9 protein-coding genes are annotated in these 11,278 nt (G+C 62.8%); 4 read left to right on the top strand and 5 right to left on the bottom strand.

Annotation, left to right across the window (positions count from 1 at the left end; genetic code table 11):
* The 5 genes from HU806_RS01790 to HU806_RS01770 are packed head-to-tail and all read right to left on the bottom strand — an operon-like array spanning position 1 to position 4,851.
* Positions 1-1,026: a polysaccharide biosynthesis/export family protein gene (locus HU806_RS01790; protein ID WP_186609518.1), complete on the bottom strand. Its 1,026-nt coding sequence runs from the start codon at positions 1,024-1,026 to the stop codon at positions 1-3.
* A 20-nt stretch (positions 1,027-1,046) separates the two neighbouring features.
* Positions 1,047-1,691 (bottom strand): CpsD/CapB family tyrosine-protein kinase, encoded by a 645-nt coding sequence (locus tag HU806_RS01785; RefSeq protein WP_186609517.1) that lies wholly within the window; start codon positions 1,689-1,691, stop codon positions 1,047-1,049.
* On the bottom strand, positions 1,692-2,438 hold the full coding sequence (locus tag HU806_RS01780; protein ID WP_186609516.1) for a sugar transferase: 747 nt from the start codon (positions 2,436-2,438) through the stop codon (positions 1,692-1,694). It lies immediately after the preceding gene.
* Entirely contained in the window at positions 2,435-3,490 is a 1,056-nt protein-coding gene (locus HU806_RS01775; protein ID WP_186609515.1) for an NAD-dependent epimerase, read from the bottom strand. The genes HU806_RS01780 and HU806_RS01775 overlap by 4 nt, the downstream gene beginning before the upstream one ends.
* Positions 3,487-4,851, bottom strand: a complete 1,365-nt coding sequence (locus tag HU806_RS01770) for a UDP-glucose dehydrogenase family protein (RefSeq protein WP_186609514.1) — start codon at positions 4,849-4,851, stop codon at positions 3,487-3,489. Before HU806_RS01770 ends, HU806_RS01775 begins: the two co-directional genes overlap by 4 nt.
* Positions 4,852-5,228: 377 nt before the next feature.
* On the opposite strand from HU806_RS01770, the gene HU806_RS01765 reads away from it, so the two are divergent.
* The 4 genes from HU806_RS01765 to HU806_RS01750 all read left to right on the top strand — a co-directional run bounded on the left by HU806_RS01765 (position 5,229) and on the right by HU806_RS01750 (position 11,237).
* The gene (locus HU806_RS01765; protein ID WP_186609513.1) at positions 5,229-6,923 is read left to right on the top strand and encodes a sulfatase-like hydrolase/transferase; all 1,695 of its coding nucleotides are present in this window, start codon (positions 5,229-5,231) and stop codon (positions 6,921-6,923) included.
* 117 nt (positions 6,924-7,040) lie between these two features.
* On the top strand, positions 7,041-7,709 hold the full coding sequence (locus HU806_RS01760) for an ABC transporter ATP-binding protein (protein WP_186609512.1): 669 nt from the start codon (positions 7,041-7,043) through the stop codon (positions 7,707-7,709).
* Positions 7,706-10,177 carry an FtsX-like permease family protein gene (locus tag HU806_RS01755; protein ID WP_186609510.1) on the top strand — a complete coding sequence of 824 codons (2,472 nt, stop codon included), beginning with the start codon at positions 7,706-7,708 and terminating at the stop codon, positions 10,175-10,177. Before HU806_RS01760 ends, HU806_RS01755 begins: the two co-directional genes overlap by 4 nt.
* The gene (locus HU806_RS01750) at positions 10,167-11,237 is read left to right on the top strand and encodes a lipocalin-like domain-containing protein (RefSeq protein ID WP_186609508.1); all 1,071 of its coding nucleotides are present in this window, start codon (positions 10,167-10,169) and stop codon (positions 11,235-11,237) included. Before HU806_RS01755 ends, HU806_RS01750 begins: the two co-directional genes overlap by 11 nt.
* The last annotated feature ends 41 nt before the right edge of the window (positions 11,238-11,278 follow it).

The following is an 11,278-nucleotide window of genomic DNA, read 5'->3' as shown; positions in this document are numbered from 1 at the left end:
TCAGTTGCTATCGCTGCTTGAGTTGTCGAGGTCGTAGCCGAAGCTGACGCCAATGCCCTGGAAGAGCACCACGTCGGCCAGTTGCCGGGCCATTTCGCCGGCTTTGGCCAGGCCGGTCTTGGGCACGAACAGCATGTCTTCCGGTTGCAGGTAGGCGATCTGCGAAGCGTCTCCGCTCAGGGCCTTCTCCACGTCGTAGTGGCGGGCTTCAACCTGATTGCCGTTGCGGCGCATGATCACCACCGAGTCGAGCCTGGCCTTGACGTTCGTGCCACGGGCCAGGGTCAGTGCTTCAAGGACCGAGATCGGCCGGCGGATCGGGTAGGAACCAGGTTGCGCCACTTCGCCCAAGACGTAGATCTCGTTACCGGAGGTGGACTTGAGCAACACGTCCACAGTCATGTGGCCGGGCAGCTGGGCATAGCGCTCGTTGAGGAAGGTTTCCAATTGGGTGACGGTCATGCCTTGCAACGGCACGGCGCCGATTTCCGGGAAGCTGGCGTAGCCATCCCGGCCCACGATGATTTCCCGGCTCATGCCGGTGGCCGGGTGGGTCAAGGTGTTCCTGAGTGTCGTTTCGCCGGCCAGGGGGCTGGTCACCAATACGGTCAATTGGTTGCGATTGGGCTGGAACAGCATTTTCTGGTCATAGGCCCGCTGCACCGCCAGGCGCGCTTCGTCGGTGGTCAGGCCGGCGACCTTCACCGAGGTGTTGGCGCCCGGCAGTTCGATACTGCCGTCGGGCATCACCTGCTGCGTGCCGTTGAGCTGGCTGGCGGCGGTGAAGTTCAAGGCAATCTGGTCGCCTGGCTGCACGCGGTAAGCCTGGGAAGAGGTGGTGTCGATGTGAAAAATCACATCCAGCACGTCCTGGGGCCTCAGGGTCTGTTCGACCCTGGGCATGTCGGTGGCCTGGGCGTTCGCCGGCGCGGCCGTGAGAATCTGCACCGGCATCGAACGGGTATCGGTGGTGCTGGAGCAACCGGCAAGCGGCAGCAACAGCAGGACAAGCATTCTGGCGTTCATCTCGTCATCCTTTTGCAGGCTTACAGGTTGTTGTAGAGCCATTTGGGCATGAAGTACTTGCGGCGATTGAACACGCTGCCGACCACTTTCGCGCCGGCCTGGGCCAGTCGTTGTCGGGCGGCCTGGGCCACTTCCCAGCGGGTGTCCTCGCCGCGCACCACCAGCACCACGCCGTCCGCCTGGGTGCTGATGACCAGGGTGTCGGTGGCCGAATACACGGCGTCGGCGTCGATCACCACGAAGCGGTACTGCGTCGCCAGTTGCCTGAACAGCGGGCGCAGTCGCTCGGGTGTCAGGCGTTCGGCGTTGTGGCCCAGGCGGCCGTTGGGCAGCACGTCGAAGGGCAGGCTGGAAACCCGCACCACGCAGTCCTGCAACAGCGGCGGAGTAAGGCTGTTGAAGAGCAGGTCGCTGAAGCCGCGCTCTTTTTGCAGCGACAGTTGCTGGGTGAGGTTGCGCGGCGATTGGCTGGCGTCGACCAGCAGCACGCGCCCGCTGCTCATCTGCGCCAGCTGCGCGGCCAGTGCCATGGCGCTGGTGCTGGTGCCGGTGCCGGTATTGGCGGCTGTCAGAAGAAGGATCCGCAGATCCGGGTCGAGCACGGTCGAGGTCAGGTTGGTCTCGCTCGGGCTGGCTATGGTGAGGATATTCGTCGAACCGTCCATTTAACTCGCTCCGTGGCCGCTGAAGACTTTGAAGGGGGTGATCATCAGGATCTTCAAATCCAACAACAGGCTCTGCTCGGCGATATAGCTGAGGTCCAGTTCCACGCGCTGGTCGAAGTCGATATTGCTGCGCCCGGAGATCTGCCACAGGCCGGTGAGGCCGGGGTAGATGCTCAGGCGCACGAGATGGCTGTCCTTGTAACGGTAGGCGTTGAACGAGGTCGGCCGGGGACCCACCAGGCGCATGTCGCCGGTGACCACGTTGATCAGGTTCGGCAGTTCGTCGAGGCTGCTGCGTCGCAGGAACCGGCCAATAGGGGTAATGCGCGGGTCGTTATCGATCTTGAAGTCGATAGCATCGGCGCCGTGTTTGTTGAGGTGGCGCAGCGACTCTTTCAACGCCTCGGCGTCGGCGACCATGGTGCGGAACTTGTACATGCCGAAGACGCGACCGCGGTAACCGGTGCGTTTTTGCACGAACAGCACCGGCCCGGGGCTGGAAAACTTCACCAGCAATGCCAGGCCCAGCAACAGCGGGCACAGCAGCACCAGGATCGCCAATGCGCCCAGGCACGCCACCACGCGGTTGGTGCGCGAGACGGTCCAGGGCCGACCGCTGTCGCGACCGGTCAACCAGCCACGCCCTTGGCGATGGATGGCCGCGTCCAGGCGCCTGCGGTGCTCGGGGTCGACACGCTTGTCGCGTCCGGAGGCGCTGATAGGTATCTGTTGCTCATGTCGGGTCATAGACTCCTCCGCTGAAGTTCTGCCGCACCCAGCGTGCGGGCGGGTTGTGGGTAGTAATCGAGGAACCAGTCAACGAAGCGTCCGAGCCCGTCTTCGAGTTCGACGCAAGGCTGGAAACCGGTGGCTCGGGCCAGGTCGCTGGCATCGGCGCAGGTGTTGAGCACGTCCCCCGGCTGCAGGGGCAGCAGCTCGATCCGGGCGGCGCGACCCAGGTGCTTTTCCAACAGCGCCACGTAGCTGCGCAGCGCCACCGGGTGCTGCCCGCCGATGTTGTAGATGCGCCACGGCGCCAGGCTGCTGGCTGGGTCCGGTTGTTCGCGATCCCGGTGCACGGTCGGGTAGGGCGCGCGTTCGAGCAGCCGGGCGATGCTTTCGATGATGTCGTCGATGTAGGTGAAGTCGCGTTCGTGCTCGCCATGGTTGAACAGTTGCAGCACCTGTTCTTCGGCGATGGCTTTGGCGAACTGGATCGGCGACATGTCCGGCCGGCCCCAGGGACCGTACACGGTGAAAAAGCGCAGGCCGGTGCACGGGATGCCGAACAGGTGGCTGTAGCTGTGGGCCATCAGCTCATTGGCTTTTTTGGTCGCCGCGTACAGCGACAACGGATGATCCACGCCGTCCTGGACCGAATACGGCGTGCGCGGGTTGGCGCCGTACACCGAACTGGAGGAGGCGTAGATCAGGTGCTTGACCGGATGCCGGCGGCAACTTTCCAGAATGTTCAGGAACCCGGTGAGATTGCTGTCGATATAGGCGTGGGGGTTGTGCAGCGAATAGCGCACCCCAGCCTGGGCGGCGAGGTGAATCACCACGTCCGGGCGATGGGACTGGAACAACTCATCGATCACCGCCGCGTCGGTCAGGTCAATGCGCGCCAAGGGGAACTCGCCGGCCTGGGCTTTCACCCACGCCACGCGGTCGTGCTTGAGTTGCGGGTCGTAGTAGTCGTTGAAGTTGTCCAGGCCGCACACATCATGGCCGTCGCGCAGCAGTCGCAGCACGCAATGGGCGCCGATGAAACCGGCCGCGCCGGTCACCAGCACGTTCATGCCTGTGGCCCCTGGCCGAGCGTGCTGGGCACGGTGTGCCGCAAGCCGATGCCGCGATACAACAGCCCGGCGGCGGCCAGGTGTTCCGGGTTGTACAGGTTGCGGCCATCAATGATGACCCGCGCGCGTAGCTTGCTGGCCAGCAGGTCGAAATCCACCACGCGAAAATTCTTCCACTCGGTGCAGATCACCAGGGCATCGGCATCCTCCAGCGTGTCGTCGCGGGTGGCGCACAGGTTCAGGTCCTTGCGATAGCCATAGAGGCGCCGGCATTCGGACATGGCCTCCGGATCGTAGGCGTGGACGCGTGCGCCTTCGCGCCACAGCGCCTCCATCAGATAGCGGCTGGGAGCTTCGCGCATGTCATCGGTGTTGGGCTTGAAAGCCAGGCCCCAAATGGCAATGGATTTGCCGGCCAATCCGTCCGGGAACTGCTGGGTCAATTTTTCGAAAAGGATGTGTCGTTGACTGTCGTTCACATCGGTGACGCTGCGCAGCAGGCGCAGCGGCATACCGCTTTGCTCGGCGGTGTGCAGCAAGGCGCGCAGGTCCTTGGGAAAGCACGAGCCGCCGAAGCCGCAGCCCGGGTAGATGAAGTGATAACCGATGCGCGGATCGGAGCCGATGCCTTTGCGCACGGCCTCGATGTCGGCGCCCAGGTGTTCGGTGAGATTGGCCAGCTCGTTCATGAAACTGATGCGGGTGGCGAGCATGGCGTTGGCGGCGTACTTGGTCAGTTCCGCGCTGCGGTTGTCCATGAACATCAGTTTTTCGTGGTTGCGGCAGAACGGCGCGTAGAGCTCGCTCATCTGATCCCGTGCCAGCGGATCGGCGGTGCCGACGATGATCCGATCCGGACGCATGCAATCAGCGAGGGCGCTGCCTTCCTTGAGAAACTCGGGATTGGATACCACGCGCACGTTCAGCTGCTTCAGGCCTCGGCGAGCCAGCGCCTGGCGGGCGCATTCGGCGACTTTGTCGGCCGTCCCGACCGGCACGGTGGATTTGATGATCAAGGTGCGGTCGCTGTCCATGAAGTCGGCGATCTGCCGGGTCACTGCCAGCACATGGCTCAGGTCCGCCGAGCCGTCTTCATCGGCGGGGGTGCCGACGGCGATGAAAATCAGCTCGCCATGATTGACCGCATCGCTGGCTTGGCAACTGAACGACAATCGCCCGGCCTTGATGTTGTCTTCGAGCAGCCCGGACAGCCCCGGCTCGCTGATGGGCGGCACGGCTTGCTGCAGTTGCCGGATCTTGTTCGGGTCGATGTCGACGCACAGGACACGGTGTCCGACATCGGCTAGTGCCGCCGCCTGGATCAGCCCAACATACCCCGTACCAAATACGCTCACGTCCATTTTCGGCGCGCCTCGTAAACCGGTTTATGTAACTCGGATGAAACTGTTTAGAGGGGTATAGCGCAGCTTCAGAAAAGCGTGTCAGCAAAATGACAGTTGTCAGTGTTGGTAAACTCGACGGGTTAGGGCTTTTTGATATCAAGTTATTGACAAGCTTGGAAAAGCGCCGATTTTAAAGGGTTTTATCGGAGTATAAGTAAGCGATGAACGGTATTGATCCATAGATTTTCATATTTTAAGAGCGTCAAAGGTGTCACTTTTGGGCTAACTTTTTTTTGACGCTGCGACCGTTCATCCTCTTTCTTGCGCTTTGGAAACCCGCTGCTAGTGTGCAGAAAACAAACCACGTTCCACGCCGCGATTGCGCCGAGAAGGACATGACCCGATACCTCAAGGAACTGCTGCTGGTGCTGTACCTGTTCAGGGGGCATGACTATTACCTTGAGCGCCTGGCGGCCCTGGGTTTTGGCTTCGCGACGGTGCTTTTTGGGACAATGTTCGTTGCGCTGGTGCTCGCGCTATGGATGACCGCGTACATTCGCCAGGCATTGCTGCGGCATCTGTTTGCCTTGGTGATGTTTGCCTCGGCGGTGTTCTTTGAGGTGTACACCCGGGTCACCGACAGCTACCTGACCTATAGCCAGTTCGTGTCGTTGGTCTATTCGGGAGGGTTCATCGAGGAGGCGGCCTATCAATATCGCGACGTAATCATCAGCGCGGCGGCGGGCGGTTTGTTGCTGCTGTTGGGAATCGGCCTGAAGCCTCGGCATCGTTTGCCACTGCCCGGTTATGTACCGATCGCCGCACCCTTGCTTGGGGTGCTGTTGCTCAGCGGTGTGCTGTTCGCCAGGGCAGGCGAGGGCGCGCGCGGCCTGCCGGTGATGTACACGCCGTTGGCGTACCTGAACCTGTTTGTCTACGAAGCCTTGCACAACACCGTCGGGCCTCGGGAGCCGGTCAGCCTCGGCCGGCAACCCTCTTCGATCAACCACGATATCGTGCTGATCATCGACGAAAGCATCGGCGGCAATTACCTCGATATCAACACGCCGTCTGGTGTGCTCAGCGGGCTCAAGACGCCGCCGCCCGGCGTGGATATTTTCAATTATGGCTATGCGGCGTCCGTCGCCAATTGCAGCGCCGACACCAACGTTACCCTGCGTTATGGCGGCACGCGCGCCGACTATATGCGCATCAACAGCACCCAGCCGTCGATCTGGCAGTACGCCCGTCATGCCGGGTTGCGCACCGTCTATATCGATGCCCAGCGCACCGGTGGCAACTTGCAGAACCTGATGACCAAACTGGAAAAACAGGACATCGATGAGTTCGTCCAATTCGATGCGGCGCGAGTGCGTGATCGAGACATGGCGGCAGCCGCAAAACTGCTGGAGCTGCTGGGCAATGACCGGGCCGAACTGGTTATCGTGAACAAAGTCGGGGCGCATTTTCCGGTTCACGACAAATACCCAGATGACTTCATGAGCTATCGCCCGGCCTTGCCGCGCGGGCAATTTCAGGACGTGTCCGACACCGGCAGCCGGGAGGGTTTCAACGGTCAGCAGGATGACTGGTTGTTGTATCGCAATGCCTACCAGAACACTTTGCTGTGGAATGTCGGTGAGTTTTTTCGCCGGGTCCTCCAGGCAGATTTAAGCCATGCCGTGTTGATCTACACCTCCGACCACGGCCAGGACCTGCATGAGCGTGGCAACCCCGGGCTCAACACCCACTGCGGCGGTGACCCGGTGGACGAGGAAGGGCTGGTGCCGCTCGTAGTGATCCAGGGCAGCCAACTGCGCAGCCTGGATTGGCCCGGCGCCTTGGCGCAGAACAAGGATCACTCCAGTCACTACAATATTTTCCCGACGTTGCTGCGGCTGATGGGCTACGACTCGGCCGGCATCGTGGCACGTTACGGAAAACCGTTGGTCCAGCCGACCGAGGACGACTTCACTTTCAACTACCGCTTCAATGCGCGGTTGGGGGCCAAGCCTGCGTGGAAGCACATCGACCTGAGTAACATCGTTACACCGGGGCCAACGAAGGCTGAGGTGGCGGCGGGACGGTGATCGGCGGTTCCTGAGGCACGGCAGTCGCAACAGGTTTGCAGCTACATGTTTATGGAACTCTCGCCGTCGCTCAACCTCCGCTATCCTGACGCCTCTGTCGGTTTGCCGAGTATCTTCATGCTTGAGGTCCGTAACGTCTTCAAAAGCTACGCCACACCCCAAGGCTCCCTGCCGGTACTGCAAGGCGTCGACCTGACGCTGGCGCCCGGCAGCAGCCTGGCGCTGATGGGCGAATCAGGTAGCGGCAAAAGCACCTTGCTGCATTTGGTCGCCGGGCTGGACAAAGTGGATCGAGGCAGCATTCGCAGCGGCGAATATCGCCTCGATGGCATGAGCGAACATCAGTTGGCGAATTGGCGGCGTACGGAAATCGGCCTGGTGTTCCAGCAGTTCAACCTGATCAGCAGTTTGTCGGTGGAGGACAACCTCGCATTCCAGGCGCGTCTGTGCGGCCGTTTCGACGCCGACTGGCAAACGCATCTGGTGCAACGGCTCGGCCTTGCAGACCTGTTGCGGCGCTATCCCGAGCAGCTTTCCGGCGGGCAGCAGCAGCGGGTGGCCTTGGGGCGGGCGCTGGCCTCCCGACCGCCGTTGCTGCTGGCCGACGAACCCACCGGCAGCCTCGACGAAGCCACCAGCGACGAGGTGCTGCAACTGTTGCTGGAACTGCTGGACGGCACGCCCACCAGTCTATTGATGGTCACGCACAGCCAGCGGGTGGCGGCGCGCCTGGCCCATCGCGTGGTGTTGCAAGGCGGACGCCTGGCGCAGGTGGCCCAGGGGTGATGATTTTTCGCCAGACCCTCAAGGCCCTGCTCAGCCATTGGCGCCGGCATCCGGTGCAATTTTTCAGTGTGTTGACCGGGCTTTGGCTCGCCACCAGTCTGCTCACTGGCGTGCAGGCGCTGAACAGTCAGGCCCGCGACAGCTACGCCCGGGCCAGCCAGCTCATCGGCGGCGAACCCCAGGCCAGCCTCACCGCACCCGGCGGCGGTACGTTTACCCAACAATGGTTTATCGACCTGCGGCGACACGGCTGGCCGGTGTCGCCGGTGTTGCAGGCCCGAGTGACGCTCCAGGGCCATGAGGACCAGCGCTTGCAACTGATGGGCATCGACCCGGTGTCGCTGCCTCCCGGTACGGCAGTGGCGGGGCAGGCGCGCGAGATGAGCGAAGTGGTGGCGTTTTTCACCGACCCCGGTCGTACCTGGATCGCTGCGCAAACCTTGCAGGCGTTGGGGTTGAGCGAGGGCGAACGCCCGCGGACGGTCGAGGGGCAACTGCTGCCGCCGCTGCATGTGCAGGCGGACATGGCCCCGGGAATGCTGCTGATGGACATCGGTTATGCCCAACAAACCTTAGGGCTAACGGACCAATTATCCCGGTTGTTGCTGCCCGCCAAGTTCAACGCGGTCTTGCCTGAGGCGTTCAACGGGCGGTTGCAGTTCAAGCGCGCCGATGAAGAAAACAACCTGTCGCGCCTGACCGAAAGCTTTCACCTCAATCTCGACGCCCTCGGTTTCCTGTCGTTCGTGGTGGGGTTGTTCATCGTTCATGCCGCCATCGGCCTGGCCCTGGAGCAACGCCGCGGTCTGCTGCGAACCCTGCGCGCCTGTGGCGTCAGTGCCCGCATGCTGGTCACTGGACTGGCCTTCGAGCTGGGCATGCTGGCCTTGCTCGGCGGGATCGCCGGGGTGCTCAGTGGTTATTGGCTGGCGAGCCTGCTGTTGCCCGATGTCGCGGCCAGCCTGCGCGGTTTGTACGGCGCCGAAGTGGCCGGGCAATTGAGTCTCAGCCCAGGGTGGTGGCTCAGTGGCGTAGGCCTGGGCCTGTTCGGCGCGTTGCTGGCCGGCGCGGACAGTTTGTTGCGTGCGGCGCGCTTGCCCTTGTTGGCCCTGGCCAACCCCCAGGCCTGGCACCAGGCCCATGCCCGTTGGCTGCGGCGCCAGGGTTGGGTGGCAATGTTGGCGGTGCTGATTGCGCTTTCGGCGCTGACGTGGGGTAACAGCCTCGGCAGCGGTTTTGTCCTGATGACGGCTTTGTTGCTCGGCGCGGCGCTGGCGCTACCGGTGTTGCTCAATGGTGCGCTGAACCTTTTATTGCGCCGCAGCCGTTCGGTGCTGGGCCAATGGTTTCTTGCCGATTGCCGCCAACAGTTACCGACATTGAGCCTGGCGTTGATGGCGCTGCTGTTGGCGCTGGCGGCCAACATCGGCGCGGGCAGCATGACCTCGGGGTTCCGGCAGACCTTCAGCGACTGGCTCGAACAGCGCTTGAGCGCCGAGCTTTACATCAATCCGCAAACCCCGGCCCAGGCGGGCGAGCTGCACGCCTGGCTCAAGCAACAGTCCGTCGTTGGCGCGGTGCTGCCCAACTGGCAGGTCTCGATTCCTTTGCAGGGCTGGCCTACCGATGTGTATGGGGTGGTTGATCATCCGTCCTATCGCCAGCACTGGCCGTTGCTTGAATCGGCTGGCGACCAGCCTTGGTCGCAACTGGCCGGCGGCGACACGCTGATGCTCAGTGAACAGCTGGCCCGGCGCCTGAATGTGCGGGTCGGCGATGCGGTGACTTTGCCGACTCCGAAAGGGCCTTGGTCGCCGCGCGTCGTTGGGATCTACGCCGACTACGGCAACCCCAAGGGACATGTGCTGGTCAACGCCGAACACCTGTTGGCGCATTGGCCTGAACTGTCACCGAATCGTTTCAACCTGCGCGTCGAGCCCTCGGCGATCCCCTCGTTACTGGCGGCGTTGCAGGCCCGATTCCATCTGGACGGCAGTCACATTGTCGAACAGGCGCGGCTCAAGGGCTGGTCGACCCAGGTATTCGAACGCACCTTTGCCGCCACCGCCGCGCTGAACAGCCTGACCCTGGCGGTGGCCGGGGTGGCGCTGTTCATCAGCCTGCTGACCCAGAGCCAGAGCCGTCTCAGCCAGTTGGCGCCCCTCTGGGCGTTGGGCATAACGCGGCGGCAACTGATGCTGCTCAACCTCGGCCAGACCTGGCTGTTGGCATTGCTGACCTTGGTATTGGCCTTGCCTTTGGGCATCGCCCTGGCCTGGTGCCTGGACGCCGTCATCAACGTCCAGGCGTTTGGCTGGCGACTGCCCTTACGGATATTCCCGTTGCAACTGGTGCAACTGCTGGGCCTGGCCATGCTCGCCACGCTGCTGGCGTCGGCTTGGCCGTTGTATGCGCTGTACCGCACGCAACCGGCGGATTTGTTGAGGACCTTCGCTCATGAAAATTAGAGTCGGTCTGCTGTTGTTGGCGCTGCTCAGTGGCTGCGATGACTCTCAAACCACACAAAAAGGCTTCGCCGGGCTGGGGGACACGGCCATCGCCTACGCGCCGGTGGTGCCGGGGCGGGTCTTCAGTTTTCCGGCCGATCACGGCGTTCATGAGGGGTTTCGCATCGAGTGGTGGTACGTGACCGCCAACCTCAAGGACGCCCAGGGCCGGGACTTTGGCGTGCAATGGACACTGTTTCGCAGCGCCTTGGACGCCGCGCCCGCCGCCAGCGGCTGGCGCAACCAGACGATCTGGCTCGGTCATGCCGCGGTCACGTCCGCCACCGCGCATCACGTCGCCGAGCGCTACGCCCGGGGCGGAGTGGGGCAGGCCGGCGTGCAGGCGACGCCTTTCGATGCCTGGATCGACGACTGGCAGTTCAGCACGAAAGCCGCAGGGGGCGATCCGCTGGCGGACATGCAACTGAAGGCCGCTGATGCGCGCTTTCGCTACGACCTGCGGCTGACCTCAAGCCGCCCGCTGGTGTTACAGGGCGACCAGGGTTTCAGCCAGAAATCCGAGCAGGGCCAGGCTTCGTATTACTACAGCCAGCCGTTTTTCCAGGCCAGCGGCGAACTCGAAATCGACGGCCAGCGCTACACGGTCAGCGGCCCGGCCTGGCTTGACCGTGAGTGGAGCAGCCAGCCGCTGACGGCGAACCAGACCGGCTGGGACTGGTTTTCCCTGCACCTGGACACCGGCGAACACGTCATGCTCTACCGCATGCGGCACAAGGACGGTGCGCCATACCTCACGGGTACGTGGATTGACGCCCAAGGCCAGGCGACAACCCTCAACGCCGGTGAAATCAGCCTCACGCCACAAGACACCGTCGAGGTCGCGGGCCGTTCGATGCCGGTGCGCTGGTCCATCTGCATTTCCGGCAAACAGCTCGGCATCACCACTCGGGCCCTCAACCCCAACGCCTGGATGGACCTGCGCATTCCCTATTGGGAAGGACCGGTACGACTGAGCGGCAGCCATGGCGGTAGTGGCTATCTGGAAATGACTGGCTACTGACAATCGCCGGAACTCCCCGCGTAGCTCGCCCCTCATACCTT

Source organism: Pseudomonas sp. SWRI154 (assembly GCF_014268645.1).
Lineage (GTDB): Bacteria > Pseudomonadota > Gammaproteobacteria > Pseudomonadales > Pseudomonadaceae > Aquipseudomonas > Aquipseudomonas marvdashtae.
Note: the sequence above shows the minus strand (reverse complement) of the source record. Positions and strands in the feature narration are given on the sequence as shown.

Excerpts from the sequence above, each read along its gene's own strand:
- HU806_RS01785 (WP_186609517.1), bottom strand. The coding sequence starts at position 1,691 with ATGGACGGTTCGACGAATATCCTCACCATAGCCAGCCCGAGCGAGACC.
- HU806_RS01790 (WP_186609518.1), bottom strand. The coding sequence starts at position 1,026 with ATGAACGCCAGAATGCTTGTCCTGCTGTTGCTGCCGCTTGCCGGTTGC.
- HU806_RS01770 (WP_186609514.1), bottom strand. The coding sequence starts at position 4,851 with ATGGACGTGAGCGTATTTGGTACGGGGTATGTTGGGCTGATCCAGGCG.
- HU806_RS01765 (WP_186609513.1), top strand. The coding sequence starts at position 5,229 with ATGACCCGATACCTCAAGGAACTGCTGCTGGTGCTGTACCTGTTCAGG.
- HU806_RS01750 (WP_186609508.1), top strand. The coding sequence starts at position 10,167 with ATGAAAATTAGAGTCGGTCTGCTGTTGTTGGCGCTGCTCAGTGGCTGC.
- HU806_RS01760 (WP_186609512.1), top strand. The coding sequence starts at position 7,041 with ATGCTTGAGGTCCGTAACGTCTTCAAAAGCTACGCCACACCCCAAGGC.
- HU806_RS01780 (WP_186609516.1), bottom strand. The coding sequence starts at position 2,438 with ATGACCCGACATGAGCAACAGATACCTATCAGCGCCTCCGGACGCGAC.
- HU806_RS01775 (WP_186609515.1), bottom strand. The coding sequence starts at position 3,490 with ATGAACGTGCTGGTGACCGGCGCGGCCGGTTTCATCGGCGCCCATTGC.